Annotated in this window: 13 protein-coding genes and 2 pseudogenes; 7 read left to right on the top strand and 8 right to left on the bottom strand. The window is 72.4% G+C overall.

Annotated features, from left to right (window positions below; genetic code table 11):
- The first annotated feature begins 65 nt into the window (after nt 1–65).
- From ACWDEN_RS04695 to ACWDEN_RS04685, 3 genes are all read left to right on the top strand, one after another.
- A complete protein-coding gene (locus ACWDEN_RS04695; protein WP_351616652.1) occupies nt 66–881 on the top strand; it encodes an inositol monophosphatase family protein in 816 nt (271 codons plus the stop codon).
- An 84-nt stretch (nt 882–965) separates the two neighbouring features.
- Nucleotides 966–2321, top strand: a complete 1356-nt coding sequence (locus ACWDEN_RS04690; protein ID WP_351616649.1) for an FAD-binding protein — start codon at nt 966–968, stop codon at nt 2319–2321.
- A gap of 142 nt (nt 2322–2463) precedes the next feature.
- Nucleotides 2464–3924: an aminotransferase class I/II-fold pyridoxal phosphate-dependent enzyme gene (locus tag ACWDEN_RS04685; RefSeq protein WP_351616646.1), complete on the top strand. Its 1461-nt coding sequence runs from the start codon at nt 2464–2466 to the stop codon at nt 3922–3924.
- A gap of 470 nt (nt 3925–4394) precedes the next feature.
- Here the strand turns inward: ACWDEN_RS04685 and ACWDEN_RS04680 are convergent, their stop codons facing one another.
- The 4 genes and pseudogenes from ACWDEN_RS04680 to ACWDEN_RS04665 all read right to left on the bottom strand — a co-directional run bounded on the left by ACWDEN_RS04680 (nt 4395) and on the right by ACWDEN_RS04665 (nt 8481).
- Nucleotides 4395–5144 carry a class I SAM-dependent methyltransferase gene (locus ACWDEN_RS04680; protein ID WP_351616644.1) on the bottom strand — a complete coding sequence of 250 codons (750 nt, stop codon included), beginning with the start codon at nt 5142–5144 and terminating at the stop codon, nt 4395–4397.
- A gap of 271 nt (nt 5145–5415) precedes the next feature.
- Entirely contained in the window at nt 5416–6594 is a 1179-nt protein-coding gene (locus tag ACWDEN_RS04675) for an acyltransferase family protein (RefSeq protein WP_351616642.1), read from the bottom strand.
- Nucleotides 6595–6774: 180 nt separating this feature from the next.
- Nucleotides 6775–7581, bottom strand: coding sequence for a sugar phosphate isomerase/epimerase family protein (locus ACWDEN_RS04670; RefSeq protein ID WP_351616639.1), 807 nt, complete (start codon nt 7579–7581; stop codon nt 6775–6777).
- Nucleotides 7578–8481: pseudogene (locus ACWDEN_RS04665) on the bottom strand (Gfo/Idh/MocA family protein). The gene ACWDEN_RS04670 and the pseudogene ACWDEN_RS04665 overlap by 4 nt, the downstream one beginning before the upstream one ends.
- Between ACWDEN_RS04665 and ACWDEN_RS04660 the strand changes: the two are divergent.
- Nucleotides 8363–8859 (top strand): annotated as a pseudogene (locus ACWDEN_RS04660) (LacI family DNA-binding transcriptional regulator); the annotation flags it as partial. The pseudogenes ACWDEN_RS04665 and ACWDEN_RS04660 sit on opposite strands and share 119 nt — an antisense overlap.
- An 18-nt stretch (nt 8860–8877) precedes the next feature.
- On the opposite strand, the gene ku reads toward ACWDEN_RS04660, so the two are convergent.
- A complete protein-coding gene (ku, locus tag ACWDEN_RS04655; RefSeq protein ID WP_351616637.1) occupies nt 8878–9843 on the bottom strand; it encodes a non-homologous end joining protein Ku in 966 nt (321 codons plus the stop codon).
- Nucleotides 9844–9866: 23 nt separating this feature from the next.
- Complete coding sequence (locus ACWDEN_RS04650; RefSeq protein WP_351616635.1) at nt 9867–10868, bottom strand: hypothetical protein; 1002 nt, start codon at nt 10866–10868, stop codon at nt 9867–9869.
- Nucleotides 10869–11360: 492 nt separating this feature from the next.
- On the opposite strand from ACWDEN_RS04650, the gene ACWDEN_RS04645 reads away from it, so the two are divergent.
- The 3 genes from ACWDEN_RS04645 to ACWDEN_RS04635 all read left to right on the top strand — a co-directional run bounded on the left by ACWDEN_RS04645 (nt 11361) and on the right by ACWDEN_RS04635 (nt 14973).
- Nucleotides 11361–11798: a Fur family transcriptional regulator gene (locus ACWDEN_RS04645; protein WP_351616632.1), complete on the top strand. Its 438-nt coding sequence runs from the start codon at nt 11361–11363 to the stop codon at nt 11796–11798.
- A gap of 33 nt (nt 11799–11831) precedes the next feature.
- Entirely contained in the window at nt 11832–14063 is a 2232-nt protein-coding gene (gene katG / locus ACWDEN_RS04640; protein WP_351616630.1) for a catalase/peroxidase HPI, read from the top strand.
- A 211-nt stretch (nt 14064–14274) separates the two neighbouring features.
- Nucleotides 14275–14973 carry a DUF4232 domain-containing protein gene (locus tag ACWDEN_RS04635; RefSeq protein WP_351616627.1) on the top strand — a complete coding sequence of 233 codons (699 nt, stop codon included), beginning with the start codon at nt 14275–14277 and terminating at the stop codon, nt 14971–14973.
- 280 nt (nt 14974–15253) lie between these two features.
- Here the strand turns inward: ACWDEN_RS04635 and ACWDEN_RS04630 are convergent, their stop codons facing one another.
- Together ACWDEN_RS04630 and ACWDEN_RS04625 are read right to left on the bottom strand one after the other, a co-directional pair.
- Nucleotides 15254–16189 (bottom strand): serine hydrolase, encoded by a 936-nt coding sequence (locus ACWDEN_RS04630; protein WP_351616624.1) that lies wholly within the window; start codon nt 16187–16189, stop codon nt 15254–15256.
- Nucleotides 16186–17181, bottom strand: a complete 996-nt coding sequence (locus ACWDEN_RS04625; protein ID WP_351616621.1) for a LysR family transcriptional regulator — start codon at nt 17179–17181, stop codon at nt 16186–16188. The genes ACWDEN_RS04630 and ACWDEN_RS04625 overlap by 4 nt, the downstream gene beginning before the upstream one ends.

Here is a 17181-nt window from a genome sequence, read left to right as displayed (position 1 = left end):
CGACAGGCCGTCGGGGGCCCTCAACTCCCTTCGGGCGTCGGGAAACCCCCGGCTATCCTGCGTCCATGTCGATCATCAACGGGGATTCCGACGCCCGCCTGGCCGTGGACGCGGCCCAGGCGGGCGCCGCCGTGGTCCGTGACCTCTACGGCAGCCGGCTCGAACGCCACGACAAGTCCGCCGGAGACTTCGCGACCGAGGCGGATCTCGCCGCCGAGCGGGCCATCCTGGACGTGCTGCGCGCCGCTCGCCCCGACGACGCCGTGACCGGCGAGGAGAGCGGACGCTCCGGCGCCGCCGACGCCCACCGCCGCTGGCTCGTCGACCCGCTGTGCGGCACCCTCAACTACGCGGTGCGGAACATGCTCGTCGGCGTGAACGTCGCCCTGCGCCAGGGGCCCGACGTCACGGCCGCCGCGACCGCCGACCCGTTCAGCGGCGAGGTGTTCTGGACCGACGGCGCGGCGGCCTGGGTCCGCAGGGACGGCGCGGACGAACGGCTGACGCCCTGGGCCGGGTCCGCGCTGGTGGACGTCAACCTCGATCCCCCGTTCCCCAACGCCCCCGGTTTCCAGGCGGTGCGCCTGCTCGCCGCCCCGGGCTTCACCGCACGGTTCCGGCCCCGGGTCGTCTCCAGCACCCTCGCGGTGGCGTGGGTGGCCGCCGGGCGCCGGGCCGCCTATGTCACCGACGGCGACCTGCGTGACAGCGTGCACTTCGCGGCGGGGATCGCGCTGTGCCGGGCGGCCGGCTGCACGGTGACCGGCCTGAACGGCGAGCCCGCGCTCAGCGGCGCGGGCGGTCTCGTCGCGGCGGCCGACGCGGAGACCCATGCCGCACTGCTGGAACTCGTCAAGGACCAGGCGGCCAAGGGAAGTTAGCCGGAGCACCGGGCGGTGTTCCGTCGCCGGGTGGCGGGCCCCGCCTGCTCGACGGAGGTGCCGCCCGTCTGGTGTGATGCCCCTATGACCTTGGCCGCCGACCTCGCCACCCGCTTCGAACAGGCCCTGGACACCCGCCCGGAGACCCTGCGCGAGGCGGCGCAGGACTTCGGGCACATCGTGCAGCAGACTCCGCTCGGCGTCCTGCGCCCACGGTCCGCCGCCGAGATCCAGGACCTGCTGGAGTTCGCCGGACCCCGGGGCCTACCGGTGAGCGTGCGCGGCGGCGGTCACTCGATGTACGGCCAGGGGCAGGCGGGCGGCGGGATCGTGCTGGACCTGCGGGCGATGAACCGGGTCGGCCCCGTCGCGGACGACCGGGTGACCGTCCAGGCGGGGGCGTCGTGGCGGGAGGTGCTGGCCGCCACGCTGCCGCACGGCCGCACCCCGCCCGTCCTCACCGACTACCTCGGCGCGGGCGTCGGCGGTGTCCTGTCGGCGGGCGGACTCGGCGGGGCCGGCCACCGGCACGGCCTGGTCGCGGACCAGGTCCTGGAGCTGGAGGTGGTGACCGGGGCCGGAGAGCACCGGGTCTGCTCACCGGACCGGGACCCCGAGCTGTTCCACGCCGTGCTCGCCGGACTCGGCCAGTGCGCCGTCATCGTGACCGCCACGCTGCGCCTGGTCCCGGCCCCCGCCCGGGTCCGCCGCCACTGCCTGTACTACGCCGGCCTCACCCGCTACCTCGCCGACCAGCGACGGCTCGCCCAGGAGCAGCGCTTCACCTATCTGGAGGGCCAGGCCCGGCCGGCCGGCGAGCACGGCTGGCAGTACATGATCGAGGCCGTGGCCCCGCACGACGGCCCCTGCCCGCCCGACGACGCCACGCTCCTCGACGGACTCGGGCACGATCCCGCCGCACTGGAGACCGAGGACCTGGGATACGGCGAGTTCGCCCATCGCGTGGACACCGACGAAGAAGTCCTGCGGGAGACGGGGGAGTGGCTGCATCCGCACCCGTGGCTCAATCTGCTGCTTCCACAGGACAGCGTCGAGTCCGTCGTCCGCGCCGTGCTCGCCGACCCCGCCTTCCGGGACCTGCGCGAGACCGGCCTGGTTCTGCTGTACCCGCTGCTCTCCAGCCGGCTGCGGGCTCCCCTCTTCAGCCGCCCCTCCGGCGAAGTCCTGTATCTGCTCGCCCTGTTGCGCACGGCGCCGCCCGGCAGCCCCGAGACGGTCGCGGCGATGGTGGCCGCCAACCGCGCGGCGTACGAAATGGCCCGCTCTCGTGGTGCCGTCGCCTATCCCGTGAACGCCCTGCCCATGTCGGACGCCGACTGGCGGGCCCACCACGGCAGTCGCCGGCCGGCCCTCGCCGCCGCCAAACGGCGCTTCGACCCGCATCTCGTCCTGGCACGCGGACACGGCCTGCGGTTCTGAGGGGTTCGGCCTCCAAGCTCGCCCGGCTCGAACCACGGCTCGAGTCAAGCCGTCAGGGTTTCGGGTGTGCGTCGAGTGCAACACGGACGGTGCGGCCCGTACGGACGGAGCCGTACGCCGCCTGTCCGCTGAGGAGAGGACCATGGATCACTCGCGCGCACCCGTACTCGAGGCCCTGACGGAGTTCCGGCGCCGCGGAGACGTGGTGTTCGGCCCGCCCGGGCACAAGCAGGGCCGCGGCACCGACCCCCGGGTCGCCGACGTCCTCGGCATCGACGTCTTCCGCTCGGACGTGCTGAACCTCAACGGTCTGGACGACCGCCGGGAGTCCCAGGGCGTGCTGGCACAGGCACAGGAGCTGATGGCCGACGCGGTCGGCGCCGAGCACGCCTTCTTCTCGACCTGCGGCAGCTCCCTGTCCGTGAAGACCGCGATGTGCGCGGTCGCGGGACCCGGGGAGAAGTTCCTGCTGTCGCGCAACGCGCACAAGTCGGTCGTCGCGGCGGTGATCATCAACGGTGTGGAGCCGGTCTGGGTCCACCCGAAGTTCGACGCCGAGCGGCACATCGCCCATCCGCCGGAGCCCGAGGACGTCCGTGACCGCCTGCGCGAGCACCCCGACGCCAAGGGCATGCTGCTGATCACACCCACCGACTGGGGCACCTGCGCCGACATCCGGGGCGTCGCCGACGCCTGCCACGCCCACGACGTACCGCTCATCGTGGACGAGGCCTGGGGCGCCCATCTGCCCTTCCATCCGGACCTCCCGGCCTGGGGCATGGACGCCGACGCCGACCTGGTCGTGACCAGCGTGCACAAGATGGGCGGCGCCATCGAGCAGAGCTCGGTCTTCCACCTGCAGCACGAGAGGGTGGCGCACGAGGTGCTCAAGCAGCGCGAGGACCTGCTCGGCACGACCAGCGCCTCCTCGCTGGTGTACGGCGCCCTGGACGGCTGGCGGCGACAGATGGTCGAGCAGGGGCGCGAGCTGCTGGAGGCGGCCGTCCACCGGGCCGAGCGCATCCGGGCCGAGCTGCGGGCACTGCCGGGACTGCGGATCATGGGGGGCGAGGTGATCGAGGAGGGCCTGGCGGCCGAGATCGACCCGATGAAGATCGTCATGGACGTCCGGGCCCTCGGCATCAGCGGCATGCAGGCGGCCGAATGGCTGCGGGCGCACCGGCATGTCGACCTGGGCGGCTCGGACACCTGCCGGATCAGCGCCTCCATCACCCACGCCGACGACGACGAGACGGAGAAGGTCCTGCTGGACGCCATGCGCTCCCTGGTCGAGAACGCCAATTCGATCGAACGGCGGCCCGCCTTCCGGCTGCCCGAGCCCAGGGCACTGGAACTGGAACAGGCGGTCCTGCCGCGTGAGGCGTTCTTCGGGCCCACCGAACAGGTACCGGCCGAGCGGGCCGCCGGCCGGATCTCCGCCGAGATGATCAGCCCCTATCCGCCCGGGGTGCCCGTCGTGGCGCCCGGCGAGGTGATCACCGAGGAGGTGCTGGACTTCCTGCGCAGCGGAGTGGCGCACGGCTTCCTCATCGCCGACGCGGCCGATCCGTCGCTGGAGAGCCTGCGTGTCACGGCCCCCTGAGCGGCCCCCACGGTCTCCTGACCGGCCTCCGTGCGCCCGTGATCACGCCCTTTCGGACTGCGGGGGCCCGGGGCAGCGCCTAAGGTGGCGTGTGCGGGCGGCCGGGTGCCTGCCTGCCGGGTCAAGAAGGCGGCCCTCCTGACGAAGACATCCTCGGCAGGGGGCACTTGGCCCTGCTCGACGGTCCCCGGGTCCGGACGACACGTCCGGCGGGCCTGCCATCCCGGCAACGCGATGGGAGACGGCCCGACTTCACCCCGACCGGAAATCCGCCGCGATTCCCGGTTTCGGACGCCCCGGCCCGGGGACCCCGGTACGGGAGCCGCGCCGACCTCTTTCACCGGTTTCACCGGATTTGTGCGTTTTGTCGACCTGGACGGCGTACGGGCCGTACGCCCGAAGGTGCTCGACGGCCCGCGCCCAGGCAGGCGTCGGAGAACGCCGCTTCGCGGCGGCCCGCTCGCCCCGGGTCACCGTGTGCGGCGGAACAGGGCCGTCCACAGGAACTCCTCGCCGAACAGCGCGGAGTCGGCCGGCTGCTGCCGCATGGCGCGCAGTTCGATCTCCTCCAGGCCGGAGAAGATCCGGCGCAGTGACTCGGGGGTGTAGGCGAGGCCGCCGTGCAGGCCGGGCTCGCGGTAGAACGCCGCGTCGGGGAGTTCTGAGCCCATCCGGCCGGCGGCGAAGCAGGTGAGTGCGAAGTGCCCGCCCGGCGCCAGGACGCGATCCAGCAGCGCGAGGTGGCTGACGCGGCGGTGCGGTGGCAGGTGGTGGAAGCAGCCGGAGTCGTGGACGAGGTCGTACGGGCCGTGCAGGGCCGGCTCGGTGCCCGTGGTCAGAGCGAAGGCGTCACCGCAGTGGAACCGGACGGCGCCCCTCGTGTCCCCGGCCTCCCGCGCGCGTTCCTCGGCCCAGGCGATCGCGGCGGGCGAGAGATCGACGGCGTCCACGTCGAAGCCCCGCGCGGCGAGGTACAACGCGTTACGGCCCGGGCCGCAGCCCAGGTCGAGGGCCCGTCCCGGCATGATCAGACCGCGCTCCAGGTAGGACGCCAGGTTCTCGTCCGGCTTCGCCGCGAAGAACGGCACCGGTCTGTCCCGTTCCGTATAGAAACCGTCCCACCACGCGGCCCCGCCCTCCGTCCACCGGTCGGCCTCCGGCGCGAACAGCCCGTCCAGGAGTCGCAGCACGTCTTCCACCGTGCGGATGTCCCGGTCCATCCGCCCCCCTTTCTCGATGCTCCCCGATGCTTCCGATGAGCAGAACCTAGGGAGGGGGGCGGCGGAACACCAGATGGCAGGGCACGGCCGGAAGGCACCGGCGGCCGTCTGAGCCGACGGGGGAGGGGAGGCGGGGGCATCCTCCCCCGGCGGACGGCCGACAGGCCTCCCGTGCCCCACGGCGCACCTGCACGCTGCCCTCCGCGATCGAGCCGAGGGCAGTTTTTCGGCCGCTTGCCCGAGCGTGTGTCTCCCCCGGCCGGGAAGCGGCTCAGTCCCGTGCCGCAGCCGGTTGCTCGCGGGGGCTCTCTGCCGCATCCGGCTGTGCGGCCGGGCGCCGTCGGCGCAGCAGCAGGCGTCTGGCCGGGCGCTCCACCGCTTCGTACAGGAGCCAGGACAGGCCGAGCGACACCGCGAACGCGGTCGTGGTGACGGCGATCCCTGCCAGCAGACCGAAGTGCGGCTTCGTCCCGAGCAACTGCGTGGCGGACCGCAGCACCAGCAGATGGATCATGTAGAAGGCGAACGACAGCTCGCCGAGCCGAACCAGCCGCCGGCGCCGCCACAGCGAGGGCAGCCCCTGGATGTCCGCCACGGCCGCGGCCGGGATGAGCAGCGTGAACCCGGCGATGGTGCACATGGTGGCGGAGTAGCCGGGCGCGACCTGCGGCACGAGGAAGTAGCCGATGATCGCCAGGGCGAGCGAGGCCTCCATACCGGGACCCCGCCACCGGCCGAGCAGCACCAGCCGCGCGCTGACCGCGCCGAGGACGAACTCGGGCAGCCGCGCCGCCGGGAACGAGTACAGCGCGTACGTCCACCAGTGATGGGCGTCCGCCCAGGCCAGGACGACGACCGCCACCACCGACAGAGCGCCGAGCGCGGCCGAACAGCGCGCACCCAGCCGGCGCAGCAGCAGGAACAGCAGGGGGAAGGAGGCGTAGAAGAACGCCTCGCAGGCGAGGGACCAGCTGACCGGGTTCAGCGTCTGCCACCAGGGGCGCCACCACGAGTGGAGCAGCAGCGCATTGGACAGCGCCTGCTTCGGCGTCGGCATCGGCTGGTTCTCCAGCGTGTACGCCATGACCAGGGCGAGGACCGCGGTGACGAGGTGCACCGGGTAGATGCGCGCGATGCGGCGTCTCCAGAAGGCGAGCGCGCGGTCATGGGGCCGCGCCGACCAGGTCAGCACGAAGCCGGACAGCACGAAGAAGAACGACACGCCGGTGGCACCGGCGCCGAACCCCCAGGACACGAGGCGGCCGCCGGTGCCACCGAAATAGCCGAAGTTGTTCACGTGCAGTCCGAAGACCAGCACTGCCGCCATCCACCGCAGTCCCGTGAGGGACGGCAGTGAGGGCATGGCGGCGGTTGGGGAGTCCCTGGCGGTCGTGTCGCCGGAACGGGTGGGCGGCGTCGTCCGGAACGTCCGGGTCGTCGCCGTTGTCATCGAATCACCTGCCGCAGAGGGTTGGCGTGGGGCATGAAGGGGTACCTTGCCCGATCACCCCTGGTCCATCACGTCACATGGCAAACATCACACTCGCTGCCGAACGACGGACGCATCCGTATGCCACGGAAAGCCGGACCGGGTGCACCCGTACGAGTGACGCCCCACGCACCGCTTTGATCAGCGCGCGGCCAGTTCCTTCGTGATCCGCTCCAGCATGAACACCGAGGACTCGCGGGCTCGCTCCTCCCGGGCGAACACACAAGCCGTGGCCACGCCGTCGAACTTCAACTCCCGCAGCGTACCGAAGAACGCGTCCCAGTCGATCTCGCCCTGCCCGATGTCCAGGTGCTGGTGAACGCGGGCCGTGGTAACGGGCGGGTTGCCGGAGGAGCCCTTATGGTTGAAGGAGTCCGCGATGTCCGCCGTCGGATCCGAGCCCGACACGTGGAAGGAATGCGGGGCGCAGTACAGGTAGTTCACCCAGGGCTTGTTGATCGCGCGGACCAGGTCGACCGCGGGCGTGTTCTCCTCGCAGAAGTCGTCCGGGTGCGCCTCCAGGTTCAGCGCGATGACCTCCCGCTCGAACACCGGCAGCAGTTCCTCCAGCGAGCGCCAGAACGCGGCCTCGCTCTCCGCCGCCCGTTCGGGACGGCCGTTGAACTCCGAGTTCATCAGCGGGCATTCGAGGTCCGCTGTGATCTCGATCACCCGCTTCCGGTAGCGGACGGCCGCCTGGCGCTCGGTCTCGTCCTGCGAGGACCACTTGTACAGCGGCAGCACCGAGGAGAGCTGCACTCCGTGCGTGCGCAGGGACTTCTTCAGCTCCGCGATGCGCGCGTCGTCCGCCCGCGGGTGCAGGAAGAACGGCATGAAGTCGGCACGCGGGGACAACTCGACGTACTCGTAGCCGAGTTCGGCCACCGTACGCACCATGTCGTCGATCGGCAGGGCGCGGAACATGCACGGTCCGAGGGCGATCTTCACGCGGCACCTCCGTAGACCGCGGGGCGGGGCTCGAGGTCCGTGGCGACGACCCGGCCCGGTGGGCCCCTGGTCGGCGGCCAGGTTCGCGATCCACTCGCGGAACTCGGTGTCGAAGGCGTCCGCGAAACGGCCCACCCAGTCCGTTGGCACCTCGGTGCTGTGCAGGCTCCCGGTGCGCACGGCGACCGAGGCCGGATCCGGCAGCCGCACCAGGCCCTCCTCGCCGACCGCCTCGCACCGGATGTCGTAGCCTTACCGGCGGTTGACGAAGACCTCCAGGTCGACGCGGACGCCCTTGGCGGTCTCGAAGAGCAAGATCTGCGGGTCCTTCAGGTGCGCGAACCGCTTGCTCGTGGCGGGCGGGGTGACCACCTGGGCGGAGACGATCTCGTCGTCCAGCAGCCGGCGCAGTACGTCCACCTCGTGCACCGCAGTGTCCAGGGCGGCCATCGCGGAGGTGTACGACTCCGGCACGGTCGGGTTGCGGTGGGCGCAGTGCACGATCAGCGGCTCGCCGACGCGGCCGGAGTCGATGACCTGCTTCAGCTGCCGGTAGCCGGCGTCGTAGCGGCGCATGAAGCCGACCTGCGCCAGGCGGCGGCCGTGTGCCTGCTCCGCCTCGACGATCTTCAGACAGTCCTCGGCGGTGGTGGCGAGCGGCTTCTCGCAGAACACCGGCTTTCCGGCGGCTATCGCGTTCAGCACGTGCTCGGCGTGGGTCGGGCCCCACGACGTCACGAGGACGGCGTCCAGGTCGAGGTTCAGGAGAAGCGCGCCCGGAGTGGTGGAACTCGGGCACCGCCGGATCGTGCACATCGACGGCGGACGCGGCCCCGGTTCCGCCGAGCGCCGCCGGGCCGCGATGCCCCGGTACGGGCTCGAGGCCGAGCTGCGCGTGATCCCCGGCGATCACACCGAGCGGTCCGGGATCGAGGCCGGCCGCCTCCTGCTCGCCGAACGGGACGCCGGTACGCCTCTGCCGACGGCCGTTCTCGCGGGAAACGACCGCAGTGCCATGGGCTGCTGATGGCGCCGACCCGGGGTGGCGTGGAGGTGCCCCGGGACCTCTCCGTCGTCGGCTACGACGACAGCCGTCTCTCCCTCTCCCATCCGATGCCCATCGGCCTCACGACCGTACGCCAGCACGCCCGGCTGATGGCCGAACACGCCGTCCGCTTCGCCGTCCAGCGGCCCGAGAACCCGGAACTGGAGCCCAGAGAGGCCGAGTTGGACCCGAAGCTGGTCGTGCGGGGCACAAGTGGCCCGCCGCCTGCCTGAATCCGTCGACGCCGACGGTCAAGCAGCCTGCGCGGAAAGGGCCTTGAGGAGCTGATCCCGCGTCATCTTCGACCGGCCCGGTACGCCCGCGGTGCTCGCCCGCTCGTACAGCTCCGCCCTCGACAGGGAACCCAGGTCCTCCTTCTCTCCGGCGGCCCGCTTCTTGCCCGCCGGCGGTTTTCCGCCGCCCTTGCGGCCCCTGGACCGGCCCTGCTCGACGCTCCGGCTGAGCACATCCATCAGGTCGATCACATTGGTCGCCTCCGGCGGCTCCGGTGCGCCGACGACCTCCTCGCCCTTCCGCTTCGCGGCGACGAGCTTCTTGACGCGTTCCTCGTAGGTGTCGTGATAGTCGGTGGGGTCCCAGTCGATCGTGAGGGCGTCGATCAGCTGCTCGGCCGTCCGCAGCTCCTTGCTGCCGCTCTTCGTGCGCCGCTGCGGCAGTTCGGGCACCGTGTCGGCGGGGTCGCGCACCTCGTCGGCCCAGTGCAGGGTGTGCAGGACGAGGACGCCCGGCTGCGCGCGCAACGCGGTCAGGTACTCCTTGCCGCGCATGGTGAGCGTGGCGATCCCCGCCTTGTACGAGCGGTCCAGCGCCGAGCGCATCAGTTCGTACACCTTGACGTACTCCTTGCCGCGCGGGCCCACGTAGTACGTGCGGGCGAAGTACACGGGCTCGACCTGGTGCAGATCGACGAACCCGGCCAGGTCGATCACCTTCGACCGCCCGGGCGCGATCTCCTCCAGCTCCTCCGGCTCCACGACGACGTACTCGCCCTCGTCGATCTCGTAGCCCTTGACGATCTTGTCGATGTCGACCTCCTTGCCGGTGCGCTCGTTGACCCGCTTGTTGCGGATCCGGTCCGAGGTGCCGCGCTGAAGCTGGTGGAAGTGCACGGTGTGGTCCTCGGTGGCGGTGTACAACGCCACGGGCAGGGTGACCAGCCCGAAGGTCAGGACACCGGTCCAGATGGGTCTCGCCATGGCTCCTCGCCTCCGTCATGGGGTCAGTGGTCCGCCGTGGTGCCATCCGGTCGTCGCCGGCGCGTTCCTACCGGGGACGCGCGCTCGGCCCGGGTGCCGGCCAGCCGCTCGGCCTCGGCCGTAGTCGCCTCGGCGTGGCGCCGGGCCTCCCGTACGGCGCGGTCGGCCTGCCGGGCCCGCTCCCGTGCCTCCTGTTCGTCGCCACGCCACCGCCGCTGCTCCTCCTCCGCGTCGCGCAGCCGCGCGCGCAGCTCACGCACGCGCTCCTCGGCCTCGGCCACCCGGTCGCGGGCCTCCTCCACCTCCCGCCCGGCGGCCTCGGCCTCCGCTTCGCGGGCACGCAGGTCCCGCTCCGCGTCCCGGGAGGCTCCGCGGGCCTCCTTGAGACGGCGCCGGTGGGCCAGTTCGTCCTCGCGCTCCTCCGCCCCGCCCCGCTTCCTCTGTCTCTTCCTCTCCGCTCCGCGTCCGCCGGGCTCCTCGCCCTCGGCGCGTTTTTTCGTCCCGGCCGCCGCAGGGGCGGCAGGACGGCGGTCGACGACGCCCTCGTCCGCACCGAGAAAGCCGAACGTGGAGCTGAGCGGCTTCACGAGCCGCCCCGCCGCCCACTCCCGGGCGGCCTGCGGATCGGCGAGCACGGCGTGCAGGGTCTCCTCGACCTCTCGCTGGACCCCCTCACCCACCGGCCGACCGGCCTCCGCCGCCAGCCGCCGCGCCTGCTGGCCGAGCGCGCCGATCACCTCGCTCTGCCGACGGGCGAGCTTGCGCAGCTGCGGCCCGTCCAGGTCGCGGTGTGCCCGGCGCAGCTCCTCGCCGAGTTCCAGCAGCGGCCGGACCTCCTCGGGCTGCCGCCGCACGAGCAGATTGCCCACCCATGCGGACAGACTGGGTCGCCGCAACCCGCCGATTTCCTTGGCGAGGGCCTGATCACCGGCCTTGCGGGCCTCCCGGGCGCGGCGGTCACGGGCGGCGACGAACTCCTCCGGCCGCAGCCCGTACAGCTCGTCGGCGACGGCGTCCAGGTCCACCAGCGCCCCTCTCGACGGCCACCTCGGTGACGGGGTCCGAGTTTCTCACTCTGTGGCGTTCATGTGCCTTGTGTAACGACTTGCCCCGATGGGGTGGGATGCTCCGGCCGCCGCCAAGGGCACGCCCGGCCCGGCCGCCGGTCGGCCCAGTGGGCGCTGGTGCCCCGGCTCACCCGTTCGGAGGACCGTCCGGCTTGCCGCGCCGTCGCCGCCGGTCCGGGGCCACATGATGCGGGCATGCCCCCGATCCGTCCCCCGCCCGCACCCCCCGACCCGCCCCGCGACCGATCGCCGTACCGCCGGAGCCCGTCGCGGTTCGCCCACCGGGCGCGCGGAAGCCTGGGGCGGAGCCATGCGAGGGCAAACATGAGCGCAAACGCCCGGCGGGTGTCGAGGCGGACGCGCGGGCGGACGCCGGCCGGCCGGGCGCAACCAAAATTGCATCGATCGTTTTCTTGAATCACTCGTGTTTATGAGGGTAGGTTCGACCTCATGACCGCCTCCCCGACCCCGACCACCGCCGAGGAACTCCGCGGTGCCGGTCTGCGCGTGACGGCAGCCCGCGTCGCGCTGCTGGAGACCGTCCGGGCGGGCGACCACCTCGGCGTCGAGGCGCTCGCCTCCGGGGTGCGCAACCGCGTGGGCCACATCTCCCTGCAAGCCGTCTACGAGGCCCTTCACGCCCTCACCGCGGCGGGTCTCGTCCGCCGTATCGAGCCGGCCGGTCACCCGGCCCGGTACGAGGGACGCGTGGGGGACAACCACCACCACATCGTGTGCCGGTCGTGCGGTGCCGTCGCCGACGTCGACTGCGCGGTCGGCGACGCGCCCTGCCTGACCGCATCCGACGACCGCGGCTTCGCCATCGACGAGGCCGAGGTCGTCTACTGGGGTATCTGCCCCGACTGTTCCACCGGCCGCAGTTCCTGAGCACCGAGTTCCGCACAGTTCGGAAGGATTGCCATGACTGAGAACCACGACGCGATCGTCACAGACGCGAAGGCGGAGGGAGCCGGCGGCGGCTGCCCCGTCGCCCATGACCGGGCCCTGCACCCGACCCAGGGTGGTGGCAACCGCCAGTGGTGGCCGGAGCGGCTCAACCTGAAGATCCTGGCCCAGAACCCGCCCGCGACGAACCCGCTCGGTGCGGACTTCGACTACGCCGAGGCCTTCAAGAGCCTCGACCTTCCGGCCCTGAAGCAGGACATCGCCGAGGTGCTGACCACCTCGCAGGACTGGTGGCCCGCCGACTTCGGCCACTACGGCCCGCTGATCATCCGTATGGCCTGGCACAGCGCCGGCACCTACCGCATCAGCGACGGCCGCGGCGGCGCCGGCTCCGGCCAGCAGCGTTTCGCCCCGCTCAACAGCTGGCCCGACAACGTCAACCTGGACAAGGCCCGCCGGCTGCTGTGGCCGGTGAAGAAGAAGTACGGTCAGAAGATCTCCTGGGCCGACCTGATGATCCTCGCCGGCAACGTGGCGCTGGAGTCCATGGGCTTCGACACCTTCGGCTTCGGCGGCGGCCGCGCGGACGTCTGGGAGGCGGAGGAGGACGTCTACTGGGGTCCCGAGACCACCTGGCTGGACGACAGGCGCTACACCGGCGACCGCGAGCTGGAGAACCCGCTCGGCGCCGTCCAGATGGGCCTCATCTACGTCAACCCCGAGGGCCCCAACGGCAACCCGGACCCGCTGGCCGCGGCCCGCGACATCCGTGAGACGTTCCGCCGCATGGCCATGAACGACGAGGAGACCGTCGCCCTCATCGCGGGTGGCCACACCTTCGGCAAGACCCACGGCGCCGGCCCCGCCGACGCGGTCGGCCTCGACCCCGAGGCCGCCGGCCTGGAGGAGCAGGGCCTCGGCTGGAAGAGCACCTTCGGCACCGGCAAGGGCGCGGACGCCATCGGCTCCGGCCTCGAGGTCACCTGGACCAACACGCCCACCCAGTGGAGCAACAATTTCTTCCGGATCCTGTTCGAATACGAGTGGGAGCTGACCGAGTCCCCGGCCGGGGCCAAGCAGTGGCGGCCGAAGGACGGCGCGGGCGAGGGCACCGTCCCGCACGCCCACGACGCCTCGAAGCAGATCGCGCCGGGCATGCTCACCACTGACCTGTCGCTGCGCTTCGACCCGATCTACGGGCCGATCTCGCGCCGGTTCTACGAGCACCCGGAGGAGTTCGCGGACGCCTTCGCCCGCGCCTGGTACAAGCTCACCCACCGTGACATGGGCCCGAAGGCGCGGTACCTCGGCCCGGAGGTCCCGGAGGAGACCCTGATCTGGCAGGACCCGCTGCCGGAGCGCGAGGGCGAGCTGATCGACGACGCCGACATCGCGGCCCTGAAGACCAAGCTGCTCGACTCGGGCCTCTCCGTGTCCCAGCTGGTCACCACCGCCTGGGCATCCGCCTCCACCTTCCGCGGCAGCGACAAGCGCGGCGGTGCCAACGGCGCCCGGATCCGTCTGCAGCCGCAGCGCGGCTGGGAGGTCAACGAGCCCGACGAGCTGGCCCAGGCGCTGCGCATCCTCGAGGGCGTCCAGCAGGAGTTCAACGCCTCCTCCGGCGCCAAGAAGGTCTCCCTGGCCGACCTCATCGTCCTCGGCGGTGTCGCAGCGGTCGAGAAGGCCGCCAAGGAGGGCGGCTTCGAGGTGCAGGTGCCCTTCACCCCGGGCCGCGTGGACGCGACCGAGGAGCACACCGACGCCGAGTCCTTCGAGGCGCTGGAGCCGACCGCGGACGGCTTCCGCAACTACCTCGGCAAGGGCAACCGCCTCCCGGCCGAGTACCTGCTGGTCGACAAGGCGAACCTGCTGACCCTGAGCGCCCCCGAGATGACGGTGCTCGTCGGCGGTCTGCGGGTCCTCGGTGCAAACCACCAGCAGTCGCAGCTCGGCGTCCTGACCAAGACGCCCGGCGTCCTCACCAACGACTTCTTCGTCAACCTGCTCGACATGGGCACGACCTGGAAGTCGACCTCCGAGGACCAGACCACGTTCGAGGGCCGTGACGCCGTCACGGGCGAGCTGAAGTGGGCCGGCAGCCGTGCCGACCTGGTCTTCGGTTCCAACTCCGAGCTGCGCGCCCTCGCCGAGGTGTACGCCGGCGACGACGCGAAGGAGAAGTTCGTGAAGGACTTCGTCGCCGCGTGGGACAAGGTCATGAACCTGGACCGGTTCGACCTGGTCTGAGCCAAGGCTGGGGGGCGTCCGGCCCGGCCCGCACGGGTCGGGCCGGACGCCCTCGTCGTCCGAGCGGGGCCGGACCTCTGTCACCGAAAGGTCACAGGGGATCCACAACCGTCACAGATGATCTACAGCGGAAACCCTCGGTCGCCCGGCTCTGTCTCCCTCCGCGAGCACCGGCAGGGAGCCGGTCAGACCACCGGAATCGGGGGACCTCATGCACCACCGCAACACCACTCGCCTCGCCGCATCGGCGACTGCCGTGATCGCCGCCGCGCTGTCGCTGACGGCGTGCCAGTCGGGAGACGGCGACGGGGCCGCCAAGACGTCCTCCCCGACCGCGGCCGCCGCCACTGCCTCCACCACCGCGAACCCCACGGCCACGCCGCCGTCCAGCTCGGGATCCTCCGGCGGCACCTCGACCGCCCCGAGCGCCGCGGTCTCTCCGGCGTCCGTCACCTCGGCCGGCACGGCGTCGGCATGTCCGGTGTCGGCCGTGCAGGCGACGGCCCAGCAGGGGCCCGACCACCGGGTCGGCACCGGCACCGGCACGGCGCTCATCAAGTTCACCAACGTCTCCGGACACGCCTGCGTGCTGCGGGGTCACCCGTCGGTGGCCGGTGCGGGCAACGGTTCCCCCGCACACAACAGACCCCTGAAGGTGATCCCCACGGGCATCGCCTCCCCGGTGCGCCTCGCGCCGGGCGGCACGGCCTGGGTGAAGCTGACCTTCGTCCAGGTCGAGGGCGAGGGCGACGGCTACTGCGTCTCCGGCGCCAAGCCCGCCGTCTACCCGACGCTCGTGGTCGGCCTGTCCGGTTCGGGTGCGCACCAAGTCGCCCTGTCGGACGGCGAGTTCGCCGAGTGCGACAACACCGTCACCGCGACCGCGGTCTCGGCGGTGAAGCCGGCCTGACCGGCACGTGAGCGGCGGGCGGCCGGCTCCGGTGACATCTCGGTGCCGCCGTCCGCCTGCCGCGGGGCTCGTACCTCCCCGGCCGGGCGGCGGCGACGCACGGCGATCCACGCCGCCGCCCCGGGCCGCCCGGCACTCTCTCCGCCGGTGGTGAGAACAACGCCTGCTGCGCCATGAGTGCCCCCGAAGGGGCGCCGGGAACCGCGCGACCCGCCACATCGCACCTGCAGACACCCACCGGCCACAAGCCCAACGGCGCTGAGACGAAACGGCCGTTCCCTCACCGGCGCAGTGCCTCGAAGGCGTTCCTGCCTGCAACCCCGATCGCGAGGTCGATATCCGGAGCGAGACCCGCCCGGCGCCCGGCACGGGTGAGCGCCGCCATGGCCACCCGGTCCCCCGACTCCGCCTCGACCACCCCGATCTCGTGCCGCAGGTGCAGAAACGTGCCCGTCTTGCCGCTCCACCGCAGCGAGTCCGCCCGCAGTTCGCTCCCCAGCCGGTGCGTGAAGACCTGCAGGCCCATCAGCCGCCGCAGCTCCGCCGTCGCCGTCGGCGTGGAGATCTCGTCGCACCACACCCGCCGCAGCAGTTCGACGAGCGCCGCGGCCGACCCGGCGTTGGCGTAGGCCGGGTCCAGGGTCTCGATGGTGTGCCGGCCGGCCCGCTCGTCCCGGAGGGCCAGTTCCAGCGCGAGGGAGAAGTCGTGGCCGGCGGCACCGGCGGCGCACTCGTACAGGTGGTTCAAACAGTGCCGCATCCGGATCTCCCCGCACCCCCAAGCGCGCAGCCGCTCGTCCACGTCCGCCGCCGGCACCAGGTCGAGCAGGGTGTCCGCCGCGGCGTTGTCGCTCACCGACAGCATGAGCAGCAGCAGGTCACCGACGGCCACGCTCGCCGGGTGCCGGAACGCCGCGAGCCCGGTGGGACCGACGCTGCTCCGGGCCGGATCGACCGTCACCGGGTGCGCCGGATCGAGCTTCCCGGCCGCGATCCGGTCCAGTACGACGAGGGCCACCGGGACCTTCACCACCGACGCCAGCGGCATCAACTCATCGATGTCGAAGCCCAGTTGTTCGCCGGTGCCGAGGTGCCGGGCGAGGAAGGAACCGCGCACGCCGAGGGCGGCCCAGTCCGCGGCGATCGCCTCGGCCACGCTCAGGAGGGCGCCGCCGTCCGCGACGTACACCGGGGGGCGCACCGGTGCCGCGCTCATCCGCGGGCCGCCAGCCGCGCCGATGCGTCCTCGGCGCCGGTCCCGGAGGGAGCCGCGCCGGATCCACGGGTGGCAGCCCCTGCGGCCGACGCCAGCAGGGGGACCAGCCAGTCCGGCACATCCGCCGAGCCGTTGCGGCCCTGGGCGCCGCCCACGTCGTATCCCCGGTGCAGTGACCGGTCGCCCAGCGGCGCCCAGCGTGCCCCGTGCCGCCGGGCCAGGGGCTCGGCGCACAGCAGCAGCGCCCGCCCGGCCAGCGTCTCGGCGAGTGCGGTGGCCGCGGACCCGGCTGGCCGGAACCGGCCCGGTGGCAGCCCGGCCCGGGCCGCGGCGCGCTCCAGCCGGTCCTCACAGGAGGGCACCTGATCCTCCGGCAGGGTCAGCACCGGCAGGGGAGCGGCTCGTTCGGCGCCACGACCGCGGCGCGGCCGCAGGTCCTCCAGATGGACAGCCCGCGGCACGCCGCCGTACTCCGGGCCCCGCCCTCCATCCGGCGCCTCCGGCTCCGGCGCCGACGTCAGGCCCAGCGGCACCCGGAACGCGCCCCGCTCCGGCGGAACCCGCACGAGCGCGTAGGAGAGCGAGCCGTCGGCCAGCCCGGAAACCCGTTCCAGGGGCGGCAGTTCGCGCATGCCGAGGCTGATCCCCCGCTCGGCGCCGGCGCGGATCGCGCGGGCCAGCGCCGCCGGGGCACAGTGCGTGGGCACACCGACGGCCCGCATCCGTGCCCGCCCGGCCGTACCGGCCACCTGCCGCAGCCGCTGGGCCCGGTCCAGCACGTCACGCGCGTACGGCAGGAGCAGCGCGCCCAGCTCGGTGATCGTGATCTGCCGCCGCGAACGGTCGAACAGCAGGCCGCCGAAGTGTTCCTCCAGCGTCTTGACACGGCGGCTGAGCAGCGGCTGGGCGATGCCGAGCCGGTCCGCTGCCCGGGAGAAGCTCGTTTCGTCGGCCGTCGCGACATAGGCCTCGAGATGCGCGAGGAGATCCAT

This window comes from Streptomyces sp. NPDC001153, from assembly GCF_053598315.1.
This window is presented reverse-complemented; position numbering and strand designations above follow the sequence as displayed.

What these genes read in the sequence shown, in the direction of transcription:
- ACWDEN_RS04695 (WP_351616652.1), top strand. Translation starts at nt 66, where the DNA reads ATGTCGATCATCAACGGGGATTCCGACGCCCGCCTGGCCGTGGACGCG.
- ACWDEN_RS04690 (WP_351616649.1), top strand. Translation starts at nt 966, where the DNA reads ATGACCTTGGCCGCCGACCTCGCCACCCGCTTCGAACAGGCCCTGGAC.
- ACWDEN_RS04685 (WP_351616646.1), top strand. Translation starts at nt 2,464, where the DNA reads ATGGATCACTCGCGCGCACCCGTACTCGAGGCCCTGACGGAGTTCCGG.
- ACWDEN_RS04680 (WP_351616644.1), bottom strand. Translation starts at nt 5,144, where the DNA reads ATGGACCGGGACATCCGCACGGTGGAAGACGTGCTGCGACTCCTGGAC.
- ACWDEN_RS04675 (WP_351616642.1), bottom strand. Translation starts at nt 6,594, where the DNA reads ATGACAACGGCGACGACCCGGACGTTCCGGACGACGCCGCCCACCCGT.
- ku (WP_351616637.1), bottom strand. Translation starts at nt 9,843, where the DNA reads ATGGCGAGACCCATCTGGACCGGTGTCCTGACCTTCGGGCTGGTCACC.
- ACWDEN_RS04645 (WP_351616632.1), top strand. Translation starts at nt 11,361, where the DNA reads ATGACCGCCTCCCCGACCCCGACCACCGCCGAGGAACTCCGCGGTGCC.
- katG (WP_351616630.1), top strand. Translation starts at nt 11,832, where the DNA reads ATGACTGAGAACCACGACGCGATCGTCACAGACGCGAAGGCGGAGGGA.
- ACWDEN_RS04635 (WP_351616627.1), top strand. Translation starts at nt 14,275, where the DNA reads ATGCACCACCGCAACACCACTCGCCTCGCCGCATCGGCGACTGCCGTG.
- ACWDEN_RS04630 (WP_351616624.1), bottom strand. Translation starts at nt 16,189, where the DNA reads ATGAGCGCGGCACCGGTGCGCCCCCCGGTGTACGTCGCGGACGGCGGC.
- ACWDEN_RS04625 (WP_351616621.1), bottom strand. Translation starts at nt 17,181, where the DNA reads ATGGATCTCCTCGCGCATCTCGAGGCCTATGTCGCGACGGCCGACGAA.